Genomic DNA, 22,367 nt, shown 5'->3' with positions numbered 1-22,367 from the left:
GGGGCGCCGGGTTCCGCTGTTACCAGCTCAGCCCGTGCCCGAACGGGTACAGGATCTTCGCCGGGTCGTCGTGCGCGGGGATGTCGACCGGCAGCTTGCCGGCCGGGGAAAGCTTGCCGCGCAGCACCTTGGCCAGCGTCGACATGGACACGTCACGCCAGTCGTAGGTGGCCACCCAGGTCGGGTTGGCCGCGAAGGCCGGGTCGTACGGCTCCTGGATGGACACCGCGACCACCGGTTTCCCGGTCGCCTGCAGGCTCTTCAGCAGCGACACCTGCGCCGGGCTGGTCCGCAGCCCGTTGGCCAGCACGACCACGGTGTCCGCGGACTTCGCCGCCGCGACGGCCTTGCCGATCTCGGCCTGGCCGGGGTTCTCCCCGGTCGGCACCGCGGTGCCGCGCAGTTCCTTCGCCAGCGAGGTGACCGGATCCGCCGGGTAGCCCGGGAAGTCCGGCTTGTGCCAGCCCGCCACCACGACCTTGCCCGGCTTCTCCAGCGGCAGCAGGCCGGCGTCGTTGCTCAGCACGGTGGGCGCCTGCTCGGTGATCCGGGCGATGGCGTCGCGGTGCGCCTTGCTGCCGACGACCTTGCCCACGGCCCGCTCGTCGACCAGCGGCTTGGTCAGGATGCCGCGCTTGAGCTTCAGCTTCAGGATGCGCAGCACGCTCTGGTCGATGCGCTGCTCGGACAGCCTGCCGCTGTGCACCGCGTCGGTGACGCCCTTGACCGCGGCGGTGAAGTCCGGCGGCAGCAGCAGCTGGTCCACCCCGGCTTCGAGGGCCAGCACCGGCACCTCCGCGTCCGGGTAGAGCTTGCGGATGGCGTCCATGCGCAGCGCGTCGGTGACCACCACGCCGTCGTAGCCCAGTTCGTTCCGCAGCAGCCCGGTCAGGATCGGCTTGGACAGGGTGGCGGGCGTGCCCGACGGGTCGAGGCTGGGCATCGCGATGTGCGCGGTCATGATCGAGTCCGTGCCACCGGCCATCGCGGCCTGGAACGGCGGCAGGTCGATCTTGCGCCAGTCGGCCTCGCTGCGGTTGATGATCGGCAGGCCGGTGTGGCTGTCGGTGTCCGCGTCGCCGTGGCCGGGGAAGTGCTTGGCCGAGGTGGACACGGTTTCGGTGCGCTTGCCGGAATCCTGGTACCCGTGGACCTCGGCGGCGACCAGTTCGCTGGACAGGCCCGGCTGCGAGGAGAACGACCGGGTGCCGATCACCGGGTTGAGCGGGTTCGAGTTGACGTCCGCCACCGGCGCGAAGTTCTGGTTGACGCCCATCGCGCGGAGTTCACGGGCGTTGATCGCGGCCAGCCGCCCGGCGTTGTCGGCCGAGCGCCCGGCTCCGAGCGCCATGCTGCTGGGGTACTCGGTGGCGGGCGCGCTGATCCGGGTGGTCTGCCCGCCCTCCTGGTCGATGGAGGTGATCAGCGGAAGGTGCGCCCCGGAGGACAGCGCCGCGCGCTGCAGCCCGTTGGAGAACCGGGCCAGCTGCTTCGGGTCGTCGACGTTGTCGGCGTCGTCGTTGTTGAAGTAGATGACCCCGCCCACGTGGTGCTCGCGCACGACCTCGGCGGGCGTCGCGACCCCGTACATCTGCTGGTTCATCGGGTGCGCGTCGCCCGCCGACTTGCCGTAGACGGTGACCACGAACAGCTGGCCGATCTTCTGCTCCAGCGACAACCCGCGCAGCGTCTGCTCGGCGGCTGCCACGTCGGTGCCCCGCGTGCGGTCGTCCGCGGTGGCCGCGGGAACGGCGGCGGACAACACGGTGGCCCCGAGCAGCCCCGCGCACGACAGCGTGAGCGCGGTCAATCTCCTGGAGCGCGAACTCGCCTGGCCTTCCGGCACGATAACCCTCTTCCGTCGAAGGGAGCCCAATCCACTGGTCTAGTCCAATTGTGGCCCTGGCGAGAAGCTACTACCGAGGCGAGGGAGGCGTCAATCACCTGTCCCCACGGCCAGTGGCCGGGCCGCGCGCCGGTCCAGCCGGTCCCACAGCCGCAGCACCGGCGTGGCCATCACCGTGGTGACGATGGCGACGAGCACCAGCACGCTGAACAACTCCGGGGTGACGATCCCGGCGGCCAGCCCGACGTTGATCGCGATCAGCTGCATCAGCCCGCGGGCGTTCATCAGCGTGCCGACCCGCAGCGCCACCTCCGGCGATTCACCGGCGAAGCGCGCGGCGGCCCAGCAGGCACCCAGCTTCCCGGCGATCGCGGCGGCCACCGCGGCCACGGCGAACAGCAGCAGCCCGGGGTCGACCAGCAGCCCGAAGTCGGTGTTCAGCCCGGAGTAGGTGAAAAACAGCGGCAGGAACAGCGCGCCGACCGGCGCGATCTTGGCCACCACCCGGTCCACCGGTTCCGACCGCGGGAACACCACCCCGAGGCTGAACGCGCCGAACACCGCGTACAGCCCGATCACGTCGGTGTACCAGGCCGCCAGGAACAACACGATCACCAGCGCCAGCAGCAGGTGCTCGGCGGGCAGCCGGTCGGCCAGTGCCCTGGCGCGCTCGTTCGTCCGCAGGACGGCCACCAGCAGCAGCACCAGGATCGCGGTGCCGCCCGCGGTCAGCGCCACCGGCCCGGCGCTGCCCGCGGCGATGCTGAGCACCCCGGCCAGCAGCACCCAGGCCACCGCGTCGTCCAGTGCGCCGCAGGCCAGCGCGACCGAGCCGAACCGGGTGTCGGTCAGCCCGCGTTCGGTGATGATCCGCGCCAGCATGGGAAAGGCGGTGATCGCCAGCGCCACGCCGACGAAGAGCATGGAGACCACCAGCGAAACGCCGTCCGGGAACAGGTTGACCCAGCCGTGTGCGGCCCAGGTGAGCGCGGCACCGAGCACCAGCGGCACCACCATGCCCGCGGTGGAGATGAACGCGGCCGGGCGGGCCACCCGGCGCACCCGGTCGGCCCGGAACTCGTACCCGGTCTGGAACATGAACACCACCAGGCCGATCTGGCCGACCACGTAGAGCACGGGCCGGAGCTCCTCGGGGAACAACGCGGCTTCCACGCCGGGTGCCAGCAGCCCGAGCACCGACGGCCCGAGCACCACCCCGGCGACCATTTCGCCCACCACGGGCGGCTGGCCGAGGGCGCGCAGCACCCAGCCGACGGCGCGGCAGGTGAGCAGGATGGCTACTACGGCGAGGAAGAAGGCAGGGGCCAGCAGGGTGTTGGGCATATCGGGTCCTCCGTGCCTAGTGGCTGATCGGGCAGCCCTGGGTGTCGTGGGTGTCGAAGTAGCGGCCCGCCTGCCGCTGCCGCCGGGCGTCGAGCACCATCCAGGTGCCGAGCACCAGCTGGACCACGCTGCGCCACAGGCTTTCCACCTGGTCGCGGGTCCGGAGGAAGCGGCCGATCCAGCGGATCCGCCGCGGGGGGAGGGGATCGGCGCGGCGGCTGAGCAGGCAGGGCGCGCGGTGGGGGAGGGGCCTGGTGTGCGAAACGGTGGAGTCCAGCCGGAACCGGCGCAGCACCTCGGTGGTCGCGGCCCGCATGGCCAGCGGGGAGAGCCGCCAGGCCGGGCACGGCCGGTTCGCCGCCACGCCGAACGGGATGTGGTGCGCCTCGCGGGCGGAGAGCCGTTCCCAGCGGGAGGGGTCGAACTCCTCCGGATCCGGGTAACCGGTGGCGTGGTAGCCGGGGTAGGAGAAGCAGAGCACCGAGCCCTCGGGCAGGGTGGTGCCGCCGACCTCGATGTCGGCGGTGGCGATCCGGTGCGCGATGCCGAACAGCGGGTACAGCCGCATGGTTTCGTCGAGCACGCGGGAGAAGTAGCGTTCGTCGGCGGGCTCCTCGGCGAGCCGCCGCTGCACGCCGGGGTGCTGCGCCAGCACCAGCAGCAGGTGCGCCATGGCCTCGGACAGCTGCACCACGGCGGTGTTGAAGAAGGTGCCCTGGAGGTAGTGCACCTTTTCCTGCTCCGACAACGATTCCGGCAGCTCGTGCGGGATGTCGCCCAGCCGCCGGGCGAGGTAGCGGGTCAGCTTCGCCCGGCGGCGCGGGTGCCGCAGCCCGGTGCACTTCAACGCGGTCACCACGTCGTCGGCGTGGCCGACGATCAGCTTCCGCGCTTCGGGCGGGCAGGGTTCGCGGAACACCAGTTCGTAGCAGTAGTCCGCCCACACCGGCATCATCAGATCGCGCAGGCGCACCAGTTTCGCGCGACCGGGCACCTCGGCGTCGAGCACCGCCGCCGTGCACCGGGCCGCCGCTTCGGCGAGCTTCTCGCTCGGCCCGGCGAGGATGCGCAGGGTGGTCCGGGCGACCTCGTCGTAGCGCGGCCCGGCTTCGAGGTGCTCCTGGTGGACTTCGGGGCCGGGGGAGAGCCAGTACCAGAACAGGTCCGACAGCTCCGCGCCGCGGCTGCGGCCGTTGGCCGCCGGGTGGGCGTAGACCTCCATGAACCGGCCGTCCTGGTCGGGCAGGGTGATCACGTGGTCGGCGTTGACCGCCTCGAACACCTTGACCCGCAGGGCGACCACCAGCTCGGGCAGGCTCAGCACCGGCTCACCACCTGGTCGGCGGCGGGCACCCCGCCGCACAGGGCCAGCACGTGCTCGTACTCGTCGCGCAGCAGGCCGAGCACCCGCCGCACCCCGGCTTCGCCGTCCGCGGCGAGGCCCCACAGCACGGGCCTGCCGACCCCGACCGCCACCGCGCCCAGCGCCCTGGCGACGGCCACGTCGCTGCCACGCCGGATCCCGCCGTCGACCAGCACCGGGATCCGGCCGCCGACCGCCTCGGCGATCCGCGGCAGGGCGTCGATCGCCGCGGGCACCACGTCGAGCTGGCGGCCGCCGTGGTTGGACACCAGAACGCCGTCGATCCCGGTGTCCACCGCGGTCCTGGCGTCCTCGGGGTGCAGGATCCCCTTGAGCAGCACCGGGAGCCCGGTCATCCGCCGCAGCGCGTCGACGTGGCGCCAGCTGGCCTCCCGGCACATCTCGATGTCGCGGACGCCGGGTGAACCCGGCAGGTCACGCATGTTCTCCGCGGCGAACCCCGGTGGCAGGTCGTGGAAGCCGTTGCGGTGGTCGCGGGCGTGCCTGCCGAACACCGGCGAGTCCACGGTGACCACCAGCGCCGGGCAGCCGGCGTCCTCGGCCCGGCGCACCAGGCACTCGGTGGTCTTGGCGTCCGGCTGGAGGTAGAGCTGGAACCACACGGCGGCGTCCGGGTCCACCTCGCGGGCGGCCGCGGTCACCTCGCCGATGGCCACCGTGGCGGCCATGCCGGAGACCAGCACGGTGCCCGCCGCCGCGGTGGCCCTGGCCGTGGCCAGCTCGCCATCGGGGTGCGCGAGGCGGTGGAAGGCGGTGGGCGAGACCAGGATCGGCATCGACGCCCTGGCACCGGGCAGGTCCACCGCGAGGTCCTCGGGCGGCTGCCCGCGCAGCACCCGGGGGAGCAGCGCGAGCCGGTCGAACGCTCGCTCGTTTCCCGCGAGCACGGTCTCGCTCCCGGCGCCGCCGGCGAAGTAGTCGTAGTGCACCGGATCGAGCCGTTCCCTGGCCCGCTCGTGCAGCTCGGCCAGGTCCATCAGAGGCTCACCCGGGAACTTTCCAGCTGGGCCTGGAGGAACTCGCGCAGCGGGGCGCGGTGCACCTTCTCGCTGTCCCATTCGTTCTCCAGGTTCTCCGTCACGTGGTGCTCGGCGACCAGTTCGCCACCGCGGTACAGGCGCACCACGGGGTGCAGGTACCGGCCGTCGAGCCCGCTGGTGTCCTCCTGCGACGCGCGCCCCGCCGAGATGTCGAACGGGTTGACCTTGTCGTGGCCCTCGCCGTAGTCCAGCGTGACGACCAGATAGGACGCCACGTCGCCGAACTCGCCGGCCGCCACCGCTTCGTGCAGGTAGTCGACCGGCAGCTCCTCCAGGTAGCGGGCGGAGTCGCCGAACAGCACCGCGTCGCCGAGGAAGCCGAACACCTGGAACAACGCCGACGTGCGGTTGACCCGCTCGATCACCGCGTCGGTGACGGTGTCCGCCGTGGACCCGGTGAGTTCGCGGCCGGGCCACGGCACGCCGTGGTGCCGCTGTTCCAGGATCCGGTGCAGCGCCCGTACCCCGTACCGGAAGCCGTGGATGAACCCGCTCGTCGACCGCTTGAAGTCGCGGGCCTGCGTGATCGTGCCGGCGAAGTGCATGCCCGGCACGTTGACCGACTCCCACGCCGAGGTCTGCGCCGGGAAGCGGTCGTTGATGGTCAGTTCCGGGCGGCACTCCGGGGCGAAGACCGAGGGGTCGAACCGGAACCCGGTGGCCGCGATCACCCGGTCGTACCGGATCTCCTTGACCACCTCGTTCACCCGCGAGAAGCTGACCCGCACCAGGTAGCCGTCTCCGTCCTGGCGGATGCCGAGCACGTGACCGTCCAGCAGCGCGTTCTGCAGCTTCAGCTGGTAGGTGTCGAGGAAGTTGTTGTTCACCGCGCGCAAATGCCCGACGAAGTGCGTTTGCCAGGCCAGCTTCAGCGAACCGGGGCCCGCCACGTGAATGACCGCGGCGGTTTCGATGAGGTTGTCCGCGGTTTCGAAAGCCGAGTTCGCGCGGCCGATGATGAGCACCCGTTTGCCGGTGAAGTCATCCGGGTCGACCGAAACGTCGTTGTAGAATTCGGCGTGCTCAATACCGTCGATGTCCGGAATGAACGGTTTGCTCACCCCGGTGGCCACGATGAGCCGCCGGGCGCGGAACACATTGCCGTTCTCGTCGACCGCCTCGAAATCGTCCGGACGGCTGACGCGGGTCACCCGGGTGCCATAGCGCACGGCCAGCCCGTGGATCTCGGCGAAGTCGGCCAGGTAGCGCAGCAGGTCTTCGGCCGGTGGGAAGTAGCGCTTGCTGTAGCTGGTGAACAGCGGCTCGTTCCCGTTGGACAGCAGCGAGTTCCAGTCGGTGCGCAGGCGCAGCTCGGGGTCGGTCCAGCCGGTGTGGACCTTGTTGATCGAGATCAGCTTCCGGTGCCGGGGGAACCGGGTGAAAAAGGTGCCGGGCGCTTCGCCCGATTCGAGGACCAGGTAGCTCCGCCCGGCCTGCTCCAGATAGTAACCGGCCTGTAGCCCGGCCGGTCCGGCGCCGAGTACGAGGTAATCGACGGAAATGGCACTAGACAATGGAAACTCCTCAACATCCAGTGGGGCTTCCGAGGTTAGTTGAAAACTGAAACACCGGGGAATCCGCTATCGGGGTGAGTGAACCTGTCGGTTTCCTATCGGTTTTCCCGGAAACCGGAAAGGGTGGTAGTGATGACGCCATGACGGATCTGTACCCGCAGGCAATGCTCGACTCGTTCGCCGCCGATCCCGGTACTCCGGCTTTCGAACACGGCACCCGGGTGGTGACCAGGGCCGAGGTGCTGGACCTGGTTGCGCGGTTCACCGGCGGCCTGTCCGCTGCCGGGCTCGGCCCCGGTGACGGCGTCGCGCTGGCGACCGCGGTCACCCCGGAGGGCTTCGCCGCCCAGCTCGCCGCGGCGGCGCTCGGCTGCCGGGTGGTCGGTGTCCGGCCGGGACTGACCGAGGCGCAGCTGCCGCACGTGGTCGGCCGGGACGTGGCCGCACTGGTGACCGACGACCCCGGTCCGGAACTGCTCGCCGCCGCCCGCGGGGCCCGGGTGCTGCGCATCGGCCCGGAACTGCTGTCCACTCCGGAGGAACCGGTGGTGCGCGGGCGCCCGGACGACATCGCCTCGGTGACCTTCACCAGCGGCAGCACCGGCGCGCCCAAGGGCGTCGCGCTGACCTACGCGGCGATGACCGCGCACTGGTCGTGGCAACCGGCGAAGTGGAGCACCGAAACCGCGGACCTCGCCGCCGGGTACGGCCGGTTCCTGCTGTTCGGCACGCTCACCAGCGCGGTGATGCAGGAACACCTCGGCCTGTGCCTGCTCTCCGGTGGTACCGCGGTGATCCCGGAGGGGCCGCCGGACTTCCCGCGGGTGCTCGAGCGGCTGCGCGTCACCGCGAGCCTGCTCACCGTGCCGCGCCTGCACCAGCTGCTGGACGCCCTGCGCACCACCGAGGTCGACCTGAGCGCGGTCCGGGTGCTGCTGGTCGCGGGTTCACCGCTGTCGCCGCAGCGGATGGCCGAAGCCGTCGACCGCCTCGGCCCGGTGATCGTGCAGGGGTACGGCCAGACCGAAACCGGCTTCCTGACCGCGCTCACCGCGGCCGACGTCGCCGCCTGGCCGCCCGCGCTGGCCTCGGTCGGCCGGGCCCGGTCCGGCGTGGACCTGGAGGTCCGGGACACCGGGGGAACCGTGCTGCCCGCGGGGAAGACCGGGGAGGTCTGGGTGCGCACCGCCTGCGCGCCGGCCGGTTATTGGCGGGACGAAACGGAAACCGCGGACCTGCTGCGAGAGGGCTGGGTGCGGACGCGGGACCTGGGCCACCTCGACGAGCGCGGCTACCTGTACCTGACCGGCCGGGCGCGCGACGTGATCATCGTCAACGCGATCGTGCACTACGCGGGCGCGATCGAACGGGCGCTGGCCGGCCACCCCGGGGTGACGGAGTCCTACGTGGTCGGCGCCCCGGACGAGCGAACGGGGGAGGCCGCCCACGCCTTCGTGGTCACCAGCGGTGAGGTCGACCTGGACGAGCTACGCGCCCGCGTGGGGCGGGAACTGGGGGAAGCCGCCGTCCCCGCCACCCTCACCGTGGTCGGCGAGGTGCCCACCCTGCCCAGCGGCAAACCGGACAAGCGCGCCCTGCTCACCGGCGCGCTCAAAGCTGCTTCAGGACGGTGACGCCGAACCCGGTCACCTCGGTTTCGCGGTAGCCGAGTGCGCGGCTCAGCGCCCGTGAAGCGGCGTTGTCGGCGCGGATGTGGCCGCGGACGGTGCGCACGCCGCTCTCGCGCAGCCGGAGTTCGATGGCCGTCAGGATCGCGGTGCCATGACCCCGGCTCCGCAGCTCCGGGTCGACGTGCACGTCGTAGAGCCAGGCACCCGAGCCGTCCGGGGCGTCGCCGTACCAGGCCACGCCGATCCGGCCGCCTTCGCCGTGCGCGGTGCACAGGTGGTGCCCCGGGGTGGCGGCACCCCGGGGCAGCAGGGCCGCGAACTCGGCCTCCGCCCGCTGCCGCGCCCCGTCCGGTGGCCAATGGCCGGTCCGGACGTGGTCATCGGCGTAGTCGGCGACTGCCCGGCCGCGGTAGGCGGCGAAGCCGGCCTCGGTCATCGGGACGAGGCACACCGCGGCGAGCCCGGTCATCGCTGCAGCACGCTGTCGCGGAAGGTGTCCAGCCGTGCCGGTGGCGGCCCGTTCTCCGGTTCGGGGTGCGGGTGCCCGGCGGCGAGCACGTACACCGGGGTGTGGCCGACGTTGTCCAGACCACAGCGTTCGGCGACCGCGGTGTCGTGGAAAGCGCCGGTTTGCGCGGGGCCGAGGCCGAGGGCGGTGGCGGTCAGCGCGAAGGTCTGCCCGAGGTGCCCGGCGTTGAGCAGGCTCACCCGGTAGCACCGGGCGTTGCGGTACTTGCTGCTCATGCGGTCGATCACCGCGGCGAGCACGACCAGGAAGGCCGCGCCGCCCGCCCACTCCTGATCGGCGCACAGGTGCGCGGTCTCCGCCCCGGTCAACCCCGGCGAGAGCAGTTCCAGCGAGTGCTCACGCAGGTTGTAGTGGTAGGTCCCCGGATCGACGCCGTCGACGTTGCGGATCGCCACGTACGGCTCGAGTTCCTGCCGCGCGCCGCCGGAGGGGCTGGTGCGGCGGAACAGCACCTCGTGCCCGCTGTCGATGAAGTCCACCGGCCCGAACACGGTGGCCAGCAGCGTGGCCAGGGTGTCCAGCGCGACGGGTTCGGCGGTGAAGTCGCGGTGGGTGCGGCGGGCGTAGAGCACCTGGTCGTACGGCAGCCGCAGGTCGGCGGGACGGCGCGGCAGCAGCACCCGCGGGGCGCCGGGGTAGCCGGTGAACAGCACGTGGTCGGGGAAGTCCTGGCCGACGCCCTCGGCCAGCAGCCGCTGCCGCTCCTCCTCGGTGGGGTAGGGCAGGTCCTGGGTGGCGTAGTGGAAGAACGACGCCTCCGGCGCCCAGGTGGCCCACTGCTGGGCCACTCCGGCGTCACGGATGGCCTCCGGGCTGTCCTCGGCGAGCAGCAGCCCCGCCTCGGACAGGGCTTCCACCGCTTCGGCGACGGTGCCCGGCGTGAGGTGGTCGAGCAGTTCGGCGGCCTTCGCCGGTTCGACCCACTCGCCGAACGCGGACAGGACCTCCGCGGCCGCCGGGTGCACCGCGGCCGGCCCCGACCCCGGATAGGGATGGGCGACGAACTCGCCCTCGTACCAATAGCAGACCACACAGCTGGCGCGGCGAAGGCGCATGACGGCACTCCTGGGAGGTGGAAGTCGGCTTCCCGGCGGGGATCGGGACGGGGCCGGGCACCCGGATCGGCGCCCGGCCCCCGCACACCCGCAGCGCTACTTGCTGTTGTAGTGCTCCCACATCCAGCGGGCCGCGTTGCGGTCGGTCCGCTTGACCTTGCGAGCCTTCATCGAGATCTTGCGCATCGGTGTTGCACCTCCTTCGCCGGAATCGGTGACGCACCAGTTCTGCTTGACGTGCCGGGGTTTTCCGCTGCACCCGCCGTCTAACGCCCGGCGCGGCCACTCCACCCGACCGATCGATGCGCCACCCGATTCGTGAAAAACCTTCGCTGGCAAGGAAAACCACCTCCTGCTGGGCAACTCCCCGGTGCGCGGCGGGTCGGTGGCCCGGTCACCTGGACACCCACAAGAAGTCCGGTTCGGAGGTAGCTCCACCGGTGCGGCCCGGCCACCCTGGAAGCAGGACGATCAACCGAGCGAAGGGAAATCCCCTGAGCAACGTGGTTCTCGCCCAGGCAGCCGCCGACCTCAACCCCGGCCTCGCCGCCATCGGTTACGGGCTGGGGGCCGTCGGCCCCGGCATCGGCGTGGGGCTGATCTTCGCCGCGGTGATCAACGGCACCGCCCGCCAGCCGGAAGCGCAGGGCAAACTGCTCGGCCTGGCGTGGGCCACCTTCACCATCGTCGAGGTGCTCGCGCTGATCGGCATCGTGATGTTCTTCCTGGCCTCCGCCTGACCCGGCCGGGGGTGTGGGTGGGCGGTTCCCGCCCGCACCCCTTCGGCGGTCACAGTCCGTGGCGGTGCTCGACCAGCCAGTTGGCCACCTGGTGCAGTTTCAGGTGAGAGGCCTGCGAGGCCTCGACGAGCATCCGGAAGGCGCGGGCGGGGTCGAGGTCGTGGCGCTGCATCAGGATGCCCTTGGCCATGCCGATCACGTCCCGGTGCTCCAGCGCCCCCTGCAGCCGGGCTTCGTTCTGCGCGTCCGCGAGCGCGATGGCGGCGTGGGCGGCGAACACCTCACCGTCCTGGACCGTCCGGTCGCCGAAGGCGCCGACCCTGGTGGAGTAGAGGTTGAGCGTGCCGAGCGTGGAGTCGGTGGTGAACAGCCGGTAGGACAGCAGCGAGCGCACCCCGGTCGCCGCGGCCGCGGGAGCGAACTTCGGCCAGCGGGTCTCCCGGCTCAGGTCGCCGGTCCGGTAGCTCCCCCGCTTGGCGAGGGCGTCGAGGCACGGGCCCTCACCGGTGCGGTACTGCAACTGGTCGATGTCGGTGACCAGGGCGCTGGTCGGGGCGACGGTGCGGCAGCGGGAGCGCCGGTCGGCCAGGCAGATCCCGGCGTACTCGGCGCCTTCGACGTGGTCCACCGCCGCCTTCACGATGGCGGCCAGCGTGGCTTCGACATCGGCTTCGGCCTGCAGATCACGGGCGATCTCGGCCAGCACTCCGGCCAGCACGGGGGTGTCCATCGCCGATCCCACCTCCCGGGGTGCTCGAAACGCAGCGTCCAGCCACTTTTTCCCGGTTCGCCGGAATCCGAAACCCGGCTGGTCAGCGCCACGCGACAGCGCGCCGCGGTGGCCGGGCAGCCGGTCGTGGCGAGCCGGTGAGCCGGGGCCCCGCGCCGGGTGACTGACGCCGCACGGGGGTGACGGCCGGATGGGATCCCCGTGCGACGAGCAGGAACTGTAGCCAGTCCGCCGGGATCGGGGTGCTCAGGGCTGGACGAGGGCGGCGATCTCGTCCGGGGCCCAGTGCCCGGCCGCCCCGGGTGCGGCCGCCAGGTAGGCACCGGCCTGCCGCGGGGTCCAGCCGTGTGCTTCGCACAGACCGCCGGCGAGCATGCGGAGGTAGGCCGCCGACGGTGCCAGCGGGGGTTCGTCGGCGGCGGCCCACGGGCAGGTGAAGGTCAGCACCGGCACCTGCACCCCGTCCTGCGGGCCGGGGAGGCCGGGGAGGCCGGGGAGGCCGGGGAGGCGCAGCAGGGTTTCGTACCGGCCGGGGCCGAGCGCGGCGCGGCCGAGCGCGAGCACGCCGGCGAGATCGAGGTCGGTGCCGGGCGCGCGGTACATCTCCTGGGCGGCCACGTCGGCGAACTGGCCGCGGGTGATCAGGTAGGCGCGCATCGCCGCGGTGCCCGGCAGCGCGGGGTCGTAGAAGGCGCGGCCACCGGTCCAGACCAGTGATTCGGTGGCGAAGAAGATGCCGCCGGGCACCAGCAGCGGCCTGCTCGCCCGCGGCGGCCGCGGGTCGCGGGCACCGGGAAACCGCGGGCGGCACCGGGTGGCCTGCCGCCGGTGAGGTAGCAGCCGAAGCGGGCGGCGTACATGTTCGAGCCGTAGGTGGCGTACCAGACCAGCTCGGGCATCAGCCGGTGGCCACCAGCCCGGCGCCGAGGCCGACCAGCGCCGAACCGGTCACGCGGTCGAGCACCTTCCGCGGGCGCGGGCGCCGCATGAGACCGGACAGCCGTCCGGTGAGCAGGACGAACGCCGCCCACCACAGCACGCCGAGCGCGATGTCCAGCAGGCCGAGCACCAGCACCTGCGTGGTGGCCGGACCGGCGGGATCGACGAACTGGGGCAGCACGCTGACGAAGAACAGCGCCGCCTTGGGATTCAGGACATTCGAGACAAATGCCTGCCGGAACACGCGCCCCGGCCCGGCGTCGGCCACGGGCTCGGCGGGCACCGCTTCGCCGGGCCGCCCCCGCCACGACTGCCACAACGCCTGGGCGCCGAGGAACACCAGGTAGGCGGCGCCGGCGAACTTGAGCACGGTGAAGGCGACCGGGCTGTGCAGCAACGCGGTCGACACCCCGAGCGCCGCCGCGGCCAGGTGCACGCACAGCCCGCACTGCACCCCGGCGGCGGCGAGGAAGCCGCGGCGGCGGTCCCCGGCCGACCGCCGCAGGACGACCACCCAGTCCGGCCCCGGCACGACGTAGGCCACCAGCACCACACCGGTGAACGCCAGCAGCGTCGGAAAGCTCATGCCCGCCCTTCCCGCGTCGAAGATCGTCGCGTCCGGGTTCCCGGGGGTCCGGCGGCTCAATCACGCCCGGTGGCTTCCAGGACGAAGAACAGGAAGCAGAGGAAGGCCGACTTGCCCGCGAGCTCGTCGGGGAACCGCTCGTGCGCACCCGGTGCCGGTGGCGGTTCGCTGATCACCGCCGTCCGGAACCCGGCCGCGGCGAAGGCGTCGGTCATCGCGTGCAGCGGCCGGTGCCAGTAGCTGAGCACGGCCCGCGTGCCGCCGAAGGTGTACTCGTCGGTCCACTGCGTGACCGCGAAGTAGTCGCTCTCGGGGTGGACCAGTTTGTGGAGCAGCGGGTGGTTGACGGCGAGGATCAGCCTGCCGCCGGGCTTGAGCACCCGCCGCAGTTCGGCCAGCGGGGCGGTCCAGTCCCGCAGGTAGTGCAGCACCAGGGCGGCGATGACGTCGTCGAACGCCTCGTCGGCGTACGGCAGCGGCTCGGCCAGGTCGGCCACCCGCAGGTCCGCGCCGGCCCCGAGCCGCGCCGCGGCCAGTTCCACCATCTTCGTGCTGGCGTCGAAGCCGCTGACGACGGCGCCCCGGTCGCGCAGCGCCGCCGAGATCGGCCCGGCACCGCAACCGGCGTCGAGGATGCGCCTGCCGGACACCTCGCCGGCCAGGTCCAGGATCGCCGGCCGGGTGTAGTAGGCGTTGATCAGGCTGGTCTCGTTGTCGGCCGCGTACGCCTCACCGAAGGTGTCGTAGTCGTTGACGTTCATGCGCCCCACCCTGGCACGGAACGAGCCGGCTCGGTCGGGGCCCGTTGGGTCCGGGTGGGAGGCTCCAGCACCGAGCCGGCGGAACCGACGGTACCCGGCGGCGCTGGTGGCCCGCTCGGTTCTCGCTCACGGCCGCGTCGGGCAATTTCCAACCGCTGCATCTCCGCCATTGTCCTCCGGTGAGGCGATCCGGTGGCCGCCGAATCACTCGGCGAAGCCGTGGCCGAGCTCGATCCGCCGGTGGGGGTGGCAGGTGAGCCGGTTCGACCGGGCGTGCGCGCTGGTCACCAGGGAATGACCTGGTCCAGCGAATCGGGGCCGCGGAACACCCCGGTCGGCCCGTCGGCGGGCAGGGTGGCGAGCTGGACCGGGACCACGGCCCCGTCGGCGGTGGTCCGGTCCCCGCGCGGGAAGCCGGCATCGGCGTTGCCGTCGGTCGGCACCAGCCCGGGACTGGTGGCGTTGACCTTGAACCCGTCGGCGCGCAGGGCGTTGGCGTAGAGCAGGGTCAGCGCGTTCAGCGCCGCCTTGGACGAGCCGTAGGCGAGCATCCCCCTGGCCGCGACCGGGTTTCCCGGCTCGCTCAGCACCCCGAGCGAGCCGAGCCCGCTGGAGATGTTGACGATCCGCGGGTTGGCCGAGCGGCGCAGCAGGGGCAGGCAGGCCGAAGTCACCGTCACCACGCCGAATACGTTGACTTCGTACACCTCTCGCAGTTGTGCGGCGGTGACCTCGGTGAGCGGGGTGCCCCATTCGTTCACCACGCCGGCGTTGTTGACGAGCACGTCGAGGCGGCCGATCGTGCTGACGGCCGCTTCGACCGAGGCGGGATCGGTCACGTCGAGCCGGACGAACCGGATGTCCCGCTCCGGCGAGGCGAGTTCCCGGGCGGCCGCGCGGCCCCGGTCCGGGTCGCGGGCGCCGAGGTGGACGGTGAGGCCGTGGTCGGCGAGCAGGCGGGCGATCTCCCGGCCGATGCCCTTGTTGGCGCCGGTGACGAGTGCGGTGTCGGTCATGCCCCCAGTCCAGCGGGCCGGTCGCCGGAAGGCCAAGACCGATCGGGTGCTCGCCGCATACCGTGGCGGTATGCCTGATCCGGAGCTCCGCGAACTGCGTTACTTCCAGGCGGTCGCGGAGGAACTGAACATCACGCGCGCGGCCGCCCGGCTCGGCATGGCCCAGCCGCCGCTGTCCCGGGCGATGCGGCAGCTGGAACGGCGGCTCGGGGTCGCGTTGTTCGACCGGGACGGCAGCCGGCTGGAGCTGACCGGGGCCGGGGAGGTCCTGCTGGCGGAAACGGCCACCGTGCTCGGCGCCTTCGACGCGGCGATCCGCCGGACCCGGCGTGGCCGTGAGCTGGTGGTCACCGCGTATCCGGGGGTGGCCACGGAACTGCTGCACCGGATCCGGGCGGAACTGGCGGTCCGGGTGGTGCTGAGCGGTTTCGGTGAGCAGGCCGACCTGGTCCGCGACGGGCGCGCGGACGTGGCGATCGCCGCCTGCGTCGACGACCACGACCTGGACAGCGAACCCCTGACCACCGAAGCCCGCGTCGCCGCCCTCGCGCCGGGGCACGCACTGGCCGAGCGGGAGGCGCTGACCACCGCGGACCTGGCGGGTGAACCGGTGCCCCGGTGGACCGGCCGCCCGGAGCGCCGAGCCGGTGGACCGGTGGTCCGGGACAGCGCCCAGCTGCTGGAGGTGGTGGCCCTGGGCCTGGCCGTGGCGCTGGTGCCGAGTTCGCTGGCCGAACGCAACGTCCGCCCGGACGTGACCTACCGCCCGGTGCTCGACGCGGCGCCGTACCGGACGCTGCTGCTGTGGCCTTCGGGCAGCCGTTCGGCGGCCGTCGGCCGGTTCGTCCGCACCGCGCTCGCCCTGGCGCGCTGACCGGGCCCGTGCCGCGGGGGCACGAGCCCGGCCCGCGGATCAGGGGTACCGCGTCACGTACGAAACCTGGTTCGGCTCGTTCGCGGTGGCCCCGGTGGTGTTGATGACGTTGGTGATCGTGCCGACGCCGCCGAGGGACACCGCGACCAGGCCCTGGAAGCGCACCCCCGGCTTGTCCGGCACCTCGAACCCGCGGCTGGCCACCACCGAGGGGTTGACGTTGAAGAAGCTGTAGCTGCCCACGCCGTGGGCTTCGTGCGTGTTCACCTGGTCGCCGACCTTGTAGGCCGCCCAGCCCTGGGTGCCGGGCGCCGGGCTGCCCCAGGTCTGGTTGTCCGGCGGGTCGTAGGGCAGTTCGTTCTGGTAGAAGTAGGTCCGCCCGTTCTCACCGTTCCAGATGGTGTTGTACTGCTGGTAGTGCTCGACGAACAAGCCGTGCATCGACACGTTGTCGCCTTCGACGAGCAGGCCGTTGCGCGCGGTGTTGACGTTCCAGCCGATGCCCTCGCCGTGGTCCCCGCGCCAGAGCCACATGTGGTCGCCGAGCACGTCGTTCGAGTGCACCTGCAGGCTGGTGGTCGCCTTGCCGACCCCGGGGCCGCCGATGCGGAAGAACACGTCGTGCAGTGAGGTCGGGTTCTGCGCGTGGCCGGCCGAGGCGCCCGCCTGGCCGACCTCCATCAGCGACGGCACGTTGACCGGACCGGCGTCGAACATCAGGCCCGCCACCTTGACGCCGTCCACGTCGGCCACGGTCATCGGCGTCCTGCCGGTGTCCGGGGTCAGCGTGGCCAGCCCGAGGCCGAGCACCACGGTGTTCGGCCTGGTCACGCGGATCGTGTCGTCGACGTGGTGCACCCCGGGGGTGAACAGCAGGTGCCTGCCCTGCTCCAGCGCGGCGTTGATGGTGGCGACCGGGGTGCCCGGCTGGACCACCAGGAACTCGCTGAGCGAGATCGACTCCCCGGCCGCCTGCCCGCTGCCCCAGCTGGTGCCGCGGGAATCCGTGCGCAGCGCCGGGACGAAAACGTGGTAGCTGCCCGAACCATCGACGTAGAGGAACGGCTTCTCGCGGAGCTTCGGCGTCGTTTCGAGCACCGTGTGCGACGGGTTCGGGAAGTGCTGCGCCGGGGTGCCGGTCGAGCCCTGGAAGACCATGTTCCACACCGAGCCGCCCCAGCCGCCGCCGAGTTCGCTGTTGCGGGTGTAGAACTGCTGCTGGGAACCGGATTCGGTGAAACCGTCGATCTTGGAGTCGGCGATCAGGCCGCCCGAAGCCCAGCCGTCGTAACCGTTCCACAGCTGCACCTGCCCACGCAGGTGCATGCGGCGGTAGGGGGCGGCCTGCGACACGGCCCAGCGTTCGATCTGTCCCGGCGGGATGGTCACCGACAGGTTTTCCGCCGCCCGCCAGAAGTTCTGCGTGGCGTTGCCGAGGTTGTCCGGGTCGTCGCCCTGCTGCAGCCAGTCCGCCTCGACGCGCACGTGGCCGTTGAGGTTGACGTCGTCGGGGTGCAGGCCGAGCCCGGCCACCTGGGTGAAGAACCGCAGGTTCACGTCGGCGTGGTACTGGCCGGGTTTGAACAGGACCGCATAGCGCTCCGGCCCGAATTGGTTGGTCTTCTGCCCGGCGGCGATCGTGTCCACCCGGCTCTGGATCTCCGCCTGGGGCGTCGACGGGTCGAAGACGAAGGTGTTCGGGCCGAAGTCGGGATTTCTCGGATCGGTGACGGGCACCGCGATCTCGGCGGCGCCGGTCGTGCCGACGGCACCGAGCGTGCCCAGTGCGGTGGCGGCGGCGAGGGCGAGCGCGTACCAGCGAGGTGGGGAACCGGGTTTTCTCATGGTCCTGCCTGACGGGTGGGGGACGTCGGAGGGGAGCGCGCTACCTGGTGAGTTCTTAACAACCCGCTCACCGCAGCGTCAACCCGCGGTAACGGCGGATGATCGCTGGGTAACCCCGTTCAATCGCAGCTGACCTGCGAAAACAGGGCGCCCGAATTTGTTGCGACGAACCACAAATTCGGGTCGTCAGTTGTATAACGCCCTATTCAGCGTGGCTCAGGCCCGCACAGCGGTGCGCGACTCCGCCGGGAAGCAGGTACCCGGCGAAAAGATTGGCCGTACGGCGAACCGGCAGGCCCATGTCCCGCAGGAGTTCGTCCGCGCAGTGGATGCCGTACGGGCCGAAGTCGTAACCGCCGGAGCCCGGCAGCACCCGCTCCTGCCAGGCGAGGCGGGCGTCGACGGCGTCTCGCACCTCCCGTGCGCCGGGGCTGGTGCGCAGGGTGCCGAGGAAGTGGCGGGCCAGCCGGTGCGCGGTGAGTTCGACGCCCATGATGTTGTTGAAGACCTGCCGGAAGCCGACGAACCCGAGCCGCCCGGTGCCGGGCGGCACGATGCCCCGGTAGAGCCGCAGCCGCCCGGCGGAGTCGTGCACGCGCACCGCCGGGTCCAGGAACGGGAAGACCCGGCGGTGCCCGGTGGCGAACACGACCACCTCCGCCGCCAGCTCCTCGCCCGTGCCCAGGCGCCCGCCGCTGCCGGTGAACGCATCGACGGTGGTGAGCTTCGCGGTGATCCGCCCACGGCGGACGGCCTGGACGTAACCGCGGGGCAGCACCCCGGCGTGGGCGAGGTGGTGGGGGAGCGGGTGCGCGGGCCGCAGGTGCTTCGGCAGCCGGTACAGCCCCGAGGACAACAGCATGTCTCGTTCGACGAGCCGCCACAGCACGCGTTTGACCCGTTCGTCGACGCGGTCGATCGGCCGGACGCAGCGGGCGCGTGGTACCGCGGGAGCAGCGCTTCGCCGAGCCGGGTGAACAGGATCCACTTGTACCCGACCAAGCCGAGCACGAGCCGTTCCGGGATCATCCAGTCCACCCTGCGCTGCACCAGCACGGCGGACCGCGCGGTCCGCGCGGCGCGGGTGATCAGGTCAAGGGCGGACTTGCCACCGCCCACCACGACCACCCGCCTGCCGGTGAAGGCCCCCGCTCGCACGTCATCGGAGTGCAGCACGGTGCCGCCGAACTCCGCGCGGCCGGGCAGCTCCGGCACGTGGGCGTGGTGGTGCGCTCCGCTGGCGAGAACAGTTGGTACAGCAGGGCGGGCGGACTGGCCAGCGATCCGGTGGCGAGGGCGCCGACCGTGCCGATGGCCAGGCCGAAGGGTAACCCCGTTCACCACCGGCCGCCCGGTACCCGGCGACGGCCGCGTTGAGCACGCCCCAGCCCGCCGCCACCCGTCCCACCCACCGCCGCAGAACCGATTGCGCGGCAACAGCTTCACCGGCGCCACCCCTTCCCGTGCGGTGGCGCTCAGGACAGGTGGGCGCGTTCCCCCTGCGGGCCGAACAGGGTGAGCAGTTCCGCGGGTTCGCGACCGGCGCTGCCGAGCCAGTGCGGCACGCGGGTGTCGAACTCGGCGGCTTCTCCGGCACCGAGTTCGAACTCCTCCTCGCCGAGCACGAGCCGGACGCGTCCATTGAGGACGAAGAACCACTCGTAACCGTGGTGGGTCTGGGGCTGGGTGGTGGCTTCCTGCCCGGCGGGCGGATAGATCACCTTGTACGCCTGGATCCCGCCCGGCCGCCGGGTCAGCGGAACGAAGACCAGGCCGAAGCGCCGCATCGGCCGCAGGTGGATGCGCGGGTCGCCGGTCAGCGGGGCCTGGACCAGGTCGTCGAGCGGCACGCCGTGGGCGCGGGCCAGCGGCAGCAGCTGCTCCAGCGTCGGCCGGAGCTTGCCGTTCTCCAGGCGGGACAGGGTGCTGGCGGTGAGGCCGGTTTCGGCGGCCAGATCGGTCAGCGTCGTGCCGCGGGCCCGGCGCAGCGCCCGCAGGTGCGGTCCGACCCCGGCCAGTACGTCCTGCTCGGTCATGGCGTCATTGTGCGGATCAGCAACTTTTCTTGCAAGTTCGGCACGGTGGTGGCGACGCTGGGCGAGGAGGTGCTGAAACAGTGAGCAGAAATTTCCGGAAGCGCGGCGCGGTGCTCGCGCTGACCCCGGCGTGCGCGCCGTCGGCGGCCGAAGTTCCCGGTCGCGAGGCCGTCACGCCCGACGACAGCGAGTTCAACCGCCTGTTCCGCCACGGATTCGCCGACGTGGACGGGGTGAAGATGCACTACGTCACCGGCGGCGAGGGCGCCCCGCTGGTGCTGCTGCACGGCTGGCCCCAGTCCTGGTACGAGTGGCGCGGCATCATGCCCGCGCTGGCCGAGCGGCACACCGTCCACGCCGTGGACCTGCCCGGCCTCGGGGACAGCGAAGGCGCGCCGCCCAGCTACGACAAGGCCACCCTGGCTCGGTACGTGCACGGCCTGCTGGCGGTTGAGCTGGGGCTGCCCGCGGTTCACCTGGTCGCGCACGACCTCGCGGCGGGGGTGGGGTTCCAGTACGCCGCCCAGTTCCCGCACCACGTTTCCCGGTACGCGCACCTGGACTACAGCCTGCCGGAGCCGGCCCTGCCGGCGGCGCGGCTGCGCACCCACAGCTGGCACATCGCCTTCCACGAGCAGGAGGTGATCCCGGAGACCGTGGTCACCGGGCAGGTGCGCGAATACCTCGCGCACTTCTACCCCCAGCTCGCCTTCGGCGGTGAAAGCTTCGGCGGCACCCGGACCGAACCGCCGTTCACCGACGAGCAGGTCGACGAGTTCGCCCGCACCCACAACCGGCCCCAGGTGCTCACCGGCGGGTTCGAGTTGTACCGGACGCTGCCCGAGGACGAACGGGACAACACCGCCGCGGCCCCGATCGGCGTGCCGACGATGCTGATGACCGCCAAGGGCACGCTCGAGGCCGTGCGTGCCCAGACGGCGCCTCGGATGAGCAACGTGACCCGTGCGGTCGAGGTGCCGGGGGCGGGGCACTGGTTGCCGGAGGAGAACCCGGCGTTCGTCACCCACGAGCTGCTGGCTTTCCTCGCCGGCTGAAGGGAAATCCGAAATGACCACCGATGAAGCCACGCTGTTCTGGGAAAAGCTGTACGCCGACCGGCCGGTGGGGGAGACCCGGGTCAATCCCGTGCTCGCCGAAACCGCCGGCGCCCTGCGGCCCGGGAAGGTCCTGGACCTGGGCTGCGGCGCGGGCGGGGACGCGTTGTGGCTGGCCGGGAACGGCTGGCGCGTGACGGCCGTGGACATCTCCGCCACCGCCGTCGAACGGCTGCGGGCGCGTGCCGGGGAGCTGGGTTTCGGCGAGCGGGTCACCGCCGAACGGCACGACCTGTCACGCACCTTTCCCGCGGGGCGGTTCGACCTGGTGAGTGCGCAGTACTTCCACACCCCGTTCGCCCTTCCCCGCGCCGAAGTGCTGCGCACCGCCGCCCGTGCCCTCCGCCCCGGTGGCAGGCTGCTGATCGTGGACCACGGTTCCACCGCGCCGTGGTCGTGGGACCAGGACGCGCATTTCCCGAGCCCGGAGGAGGTCGCGGCCGAACTGGCCCTCGACCCGGGCCGGTGGGTCGTCCGGCGTGCCGACGCACCCCGGCGCCTGGCCACCGGCCCCGGCGGCGAGACGGCCACCGTCGTCGACAACGTGCTGTTGATCCAGCGGAAGGCGCGCATGAAGGACCTCGGACCCCCGGCCACCGGCGCCGGCGAAAAGGCGACGCTGCTCGGTTTCCTGGACTACCTGCGTGGTTCTCTCGCGGAGAAGGTTTCCGGGGTGGGGGAGCCGGAGGCCCGGACCGCCGGGGTGCCTTCGGGCACCAGCCTGCTCGGCTTGGTCAAGCACCTGACCCACGTGGAGCGGTACCACCTGCTCGGAGAACCGGTGGCCGACTGGGCGCAGACGTTCCGCTTGTCGGCGGAGGACACAGTGGACGGTGTGCTGGCCGCCTACCGGGCTGCCTTCGTGCAGGCGAATCGGGTGGCCGGGGCTGGTGCCGACCTCGGGGCGCCGATCCGGGACGGGGGTCCGTCGTTGCGTTGGGTGCTGGTGCACCTGATCGAGGAGACCGGCAGGCACGCGGGTCACGCCGACATCCTGCGTGAACTGATCGACGGCTCCACCGGCCGTTGAGACCGGTGGAGCCGGACGGCGCCGCTCAGGTGGAGCGCCGTCCGCGCAGCACGTGGCAGGCGACGGCCACGACGACGCCGGTGACGGCGACCACCGTGGTGAGGGCCGGGCTCATGTCCTTCGACAGGCTGGTGCCCGATCGGGGCCGATCGCCCGCAGCGCCAGCGGTACGGCGTAGACCGCGGCCAGGGCGGCGGCCCACCACTTGACCGCGCCGAGCCCCCCGTGGCGCAGGGTGCCGACGAGCACGACGGCGACCGGGAGCACCGCGAGCACGGCGAACTGGCCGGCGATCATGACCGGCACCGCCCAGGCCGCGATGAGCACGGGCACCTCCTCGAGCCGCCGCTGC

21 protein-coding genes and 2 pseudogenes are annotated in these 22,367 nt (G+C 71.9%); 6 read left to right on the top strand and 17 right to left on the bottom strand.

Going from position 1 to position 22,367, the window contains the following annotated elements; all coding sequences use genetic code 11:
- Nucleotides 1–19: 19 nt before the first annotated feature.
- The 5 genes from AC07EG_RS21055 to AC07EG_RS21035 all read right to left on the bottom strand — a co-directional run bounded on the left by AC07EG_RS21055 (nucleotide 20) and on the right by AC07EG_RS21035 (nucleotide 7,128).
- Complete coding sequence (locus tag AC07EG_RS21055) at nucleotides 20–1,780, bottom strand: glycoside hydrolase family 3 protein (RefSeq protein ID WP_478254960.1); 1,761 nt, start codon at nucleotides 1,778–1,780, stop codon at nucleotides 20–22.
- Nucleotides 1,781–1,936: 156 nt separating this feature from the next.
- Complete coding sequence (locus AC07EG_RS21050; RefSeq protein ID WP_478254825.1) at nucleotides 1,937–3,190, bottom strand: cation:proton antiporter; 1,254 nt, start codon at nucleotides 3,188–3,190, stop codon at nucleotides 1,937–1,939.
- 16 nt (nucleotides 3,191–3,206) lie between these two features.
- Complete coding sequence (locus AC07EG_RS21045; RefSeq protein WP_478254824.1) at nucleotides 3,207–4,514, bottom strand: cytochrome P450; 1,308 nt, start codon at nucleotides 4,512–4,514, stop codon at nucleotides 3,207–3,209.
- The gene (locus tag AC07EG_RS21040) at nucleotides 4,508–5,551 is read right to left on the bottom strand and encodes an alpha-hydroxy acid oxidase (RefSeq protein WP_478254823.1); all 1,044 of its coding nucleotides are present in this window, start codon (nucleotides 5,549–5,551) and stop codon (nucleotides 4,508–4,510) included. The genes AC07EG_RS21045 and AC07EG_RS21040 overlap by 7 nt, the downstream gene beginning before the upstream one ends.
- Nucleotides 5,551–7,128 (bottom strand): NAD(P)-binding domain-containing protein, encoded by a 1,578-nt coding sequence (locus AC07EG_RS21035; RefSeq protein WP_478254822.1) that lies wholly within the window; start codon nucleotides 7,126–7,128, stop codon nucleotides 5,551–5,553. Before AC07EG_RS21035 ends, AC07EG_RS21040 begins: the two co-directional genes overlap by 1 nt.
- 140 nt (nucleotides 7,129–7,268) lie before the next feature.
- Between AC07EG_RS21035 and AC07EG_RS21030 the strand changes: the two genes are divergently transcribed.
- The gene (locus AC07EG_RS21030) at nucleotides 7,269–8,762 is read left to right on the top strand and encodes a class I adenylate-forming enzyme family protein (RefSeq protein ID WP_478254821.1); all 1,494 of its coding nucleotides are present in this window, start codon (nucleotides 7,269–7,271) and stop codon (nucleotides 8,760–8,762) included.
- Here AC07EG_RS21030 and AC07EG_RS21025 read toward each other — a convergent pair.
- Nucleotides 8,740–9,228 (bottom strand): GNAT family N-acetyltransferase, encoded by a 489-nt coding sequence (locus AC07EG_RS21025; RefSeq protein WP_478254820.1) that lies wholly within the window; start codon nucleotides 9,226–9,228, stop codon nucleotides 8,740–8,742. The genes AC07EG_RS21030 and AC07EG_RS21025 overlap by 23 nt on opposite strands.
- Nucleotides 9,225–10,343: a SagB/ThcOx family dehydrogenase gene (locus AC07EG_RS21020; protein WP_478254819.1), complete on the bottom strand. Its 1,119-nt coding sequence runs from the start codon at nucleotides 10,341–10,343 to the stop codon at nucleotides 9,225–9,227. Before AC07EG_RS21020 ends, AC07EG_RS21025 begins: the two co-directional genes overlap by 4 nt.
- Nucleotides 10,344–10,837: 494 nt before the next feature.
- Here AC07EG_RS21020 and AC07EG_RS21015 point away from each other — a divergent pair, with 494 nt between their 5' ends.
- The gene (locus AC07EG_RS21015; RefSeq protein WP_478254959.1) at nucleotides 10,838–11,083 is read left to right on the top strand and encodes an ATP synthase subunit c family protein; all 246 of its coding nucleotides are present in this window, start codon (nucleotides 10,838–10,840) and stop codon (nucleotides 11,081–11,083) included.
- A gap of 49 nt (nucleotides 11,084–11,132) precedes the next feature.
- Here the strand turns inward: AC07EG_RS21015 and AC07EG_RS21010 are convergent, their stop codons facing one another.
- From AC07EG_RS21010 to AC07EG_RS20990, 5 genes are all read right to left on the bottom strand, one after another.
- Complete coding sequence (locus AC07EG_RS21010; protein WP_478254818.1) at nucleotides 11,133–11,813, bottom strand: GAF and ANTAR domain-containing protein; 681 nt, start codon at nucleotides 11,811–11,813, stop codon at nucleotides 11,133–11,135.
- 246 nt (nucleotides 11,814–12,059) lie between these two features.
- Nucleotides 12,060–12,560, bottom strand: a complete 501-nt coding sequence (locus AC07EG_RS21005; RefSeq protein ID WP_478254817.1) for a histone deacetylase — start codon at nucleotides 12,558–12,560, stop codon at nucleotides 12,060–12,062.
- A 151-nt stretch (nucleotides 12,561–12,711) separates the two neighbouring features.
- The gene (locus tag AC07EG_RS21000) at nucleotides 12,712–13,338 is read right to left on the bottom strand and encodes a LysE family translocator (protein ID WP_478254816.1); all 627 of its coding nucleotides are present in this window, start codon (nucleotides 13,336–13,338) and stop codon (nucleotides 12,712–12,714) included.
- A 56-nt stretch (nucleotides 13,339–13,394) separates the two neighbouring features.
- Nucleotides 13,395–14,099, bottom strand: coding sequence for a class I SAM-dependent methyltransferase (locus AC07EG_RS20995; protein WP_478254815.1), 705 nt, complete (start codon nucleotides 14,097–14,099; stop codon nucleotides 13,395–13,397).
- Nucleotides 14,100–14,383: 284 nt separating this feature from the next.
- Nucleotides 14,384–15,115, bottom strand: a complete 732-nt coding sequence (locus AC07EG_RS20990; RefSeq protein WP_478254814.1) for an SDR family oxidoreductase — start codon at nucleotides 15,113–15,115, stop codon at nucleotides 14,384–14,386.
- A 70-nt stretch (nucleotides 15,116–15,185) separates the two neighbouring features.
- Here AC07EG_RS20990 and AC07EG_RS20985 point away from each other — a divergent pair, with 70 nt between their 5' ends.
- Nucleotides 15,186–15,989 (top strand): LysR family transcriptional regulator, encoded by an 804-nt coding sequence (locus AC07EG_RS20985; protein ID WP_478254813.1) that lies wholly within the window; start codon nucleotides 15,186–15,188, stop codon nucleotides 15,987–15,989.
- A 39-nt stretch (nucleotides 15,990–16,028) separates the two neighbouring features.
- Here AC07EG_RS20985 and AC07EG_RS20980 read toward each other — a convergent pair whose 3' ends face one another.
- From AC07EG_RS20980 to AC07EG_RS20965, 4 genes and pseudogenes are all read right to left on the bottom strand, one after another.
- Nucleotides 16,029–17,834, bottom strand: coding sequence for a discoidin domain-containing protein (locus tag AC07EG_RS20980; RefSeq protein WP_478254812.1), 1,806 nt, complete (start codon nucleotides 17,832–17,834; stop codon nucleotides 16,029–16,031).
- Nucleotides 17,835–18,036: 202 nt separating this feature from the next.
- Entirely contained in the window at nucleotides 18,037–18,696 is a 660-nt protein-coding gene (locus AC07EG_RS20975; protein ID WP_478254811.1) for an NAD(P)/FAD-dependent oxidoreductase, read from the bottom strand.
- Between the two features lie 119 nt (nucleotides 18,697–18,815).
- Nucleotides 18,816–19,175, bottom strand: a pseudogene (locus AC07EG_RS20970) (FAD-dependent oxidoreductase); the annotation flags it as partial.
- A 134-nt stretch (nucleotides 19,176–19,309) separates the two neighbouring features.
- Complete coding sequence (locus AC07EG_RS20965; RefSeq protein ID WP_478254810.1) at nucleotides 19,310–19,870, bottom strand: helix-turn-helix domain-containing protein; 561 nt, start codon at nucleotides 19,868–19,870, stop codon at nucleotides 19,310–19,312.
- Nucleotides 19,871–19,950: 80 nt separating this feature from the next.
- Between AC07EG_RS20965 and AC07EG_RS20960 the strand changes: the two genes are divergently transcribed.
- The 3 genes and pseudogenes from AC07EG_RS20960 (at nucleotide 19,951) to AC07EG_RS20950 (ending at nucleotide 22,015) form a co-directional block, all read left to right on the top strand.
- Nucleotides 19,951–20,925: an alpha/beta fold hydrolase gene (locus AC07EG_RS20960; protein WP_478254809.1), complete on the top strand. Its 975-nt coding sequence runs from the start codon at nucleotides 19,951–19,953 to the stop codon at nucleotides 20,923–20,925.
- 13 nt (nucleotides 20,926–20,938) lie between these two features.
- Nucleotides 20,939–21,382 (top strand): annotated as a pseudogene (locus AC07EG_RS20955) (SAM-dependent methyltransferase); the annotation flags it as partial.
- A gap of 174 nt (nucleotides 21,383–21,556) precedes the next feature.
- Nucleotides 21,557–22,015: a DinB family protein gene (locus tag AC07EG_RS20950; protein ID WP_478254958.1), complete on the top strand. Its 459-nt coding sequence runs from the start codon at nucleotides 21,557–21,559 to the stop codon at nucleotides 22,013–22,015.
- Between the two features lie 111 nt (nucleotides 22,016–22,126).
- On the opposite strand, the gene AC07EG_RS20945 is transcribed toward AC07EG_RS20950, so the two are convergent.
- Nucleotides 22,127–22,342: a hypothetical protein gene (locus tag AC07EG_RS20945; protein ID WP_478254808.1), complete on the bottom strand. Its 216-nt coding sequence runs from the start codon at nucleotides 22,340–22,342 to the stop codon at nucleotides 22,127–22,129.
- Nucleotides 22,343–22,367 lie beyond the last annotated feature (25 nt).

The organism is Amycolatopsis sp. NPDC045836 (genome assembly GCF_056431745.1).
This window is presented reverse-complemented; position numbering and strand designations above follow the sequence as displayed.

Coding starts and splice junctions, on each gene's coding strand:
- AC07EG_RS21050 (WP_478254825.1), bottom strand. CDS start 3,190: ATGCCCAACACCCTGCTGGCCCCTGCCTTCTTCCTCGCCGTAGTAGCC.
- AC07EG_RS21040 (WP_478254823.1), bottom strand. CDS start 5,551: ATGGACCTGGCCGAGCTGCACGAGCGGGCCAGGGAACGGCTCGATCCG.
- AC07EG_RS21030 (WP_478254821.1), top strand. CDS start 7,269: ATGACGGATCTGTACCCGCAGGCAATGCTCGACTCGTTCGCCGCCGAT.
- AC07EG_RS21025 (WP_478254820.1), bottom strand. CDS start 9,228: ATGACCGGGCTCGCCGCGGTGTGCCTCGTCCCGATGACCGAGGCCGGC.
- AC07EG_RS21020 (WP_478254819.1), bottom strand. CDS start 10,343: ATGCGCCTTCGCCGCGCCAGCTGTGTGGTCTGCTATTGGTACGAGGGC.
- AC07EG_RS21010 (WP_478254818.1), bottom strand. CDS start 11,813: ATGGACACCCCCGTGCTGGCCGGAGTGCTGGCCGAGATCGCCCGTGAT.
- AC07EG_RS21000 (WP_478254816.1), bottom strand. CDS start 13,338: ATGAGCTTTCCGACGCTGCTGGCGTTCACCGGTGTGGTGCTGGTGGCC.
- AC07EG_RS20995 (WP_478254815.1), bottom strand. CDS start 14,099: ATGAACGTCAACGACTACGACACCTTCGGTGAGGCGTACGCGGCCGAC.
- AC07EG_RS20990 (WP_478254814.1), bottom strand. CDS start 15,115: ATGACCGACACCGCACTCGTCACCGGCGCCAACAAGGGCATCGGCCGG.
- AC07EG_RS20985 (WP_478254813.1), top strand. CDS start 15,186: ATGCCTGATCCGGAGCTCCGCGAACTGCGTTACTTCCAGGCGGTCGCG.
- AC07EG_RS20980 (WP_478254812.1), bottom strand. CDS start 17,834: ATGAGAAAACCCGGTTCCCCACCTCGCTGGTACGCGCTCGCCCTCGCC.
- AC07EG_RS20975 (WP_478254811.1), bottom strand. CDS start 18,696: ATGCTGTTGTCCTCGGGGCTGTACCGGCTGCCGAAGCACCTGCGGCCC.
- AC07EG_RS20965 (WP_478254810.1), bottom strand. CDS start 19,870: ATGACCGAGCAGGACGTACTGGCCGGGGTCGGACCGCACCTGCGGGCG.
- AC07EG_RS20950 (WP_478254958.1), top strand. CDS start 21,557: ATGAAGGACCTCGGACCCCCGGCCACCGGCGCCGGCGAAAAGGCGACG.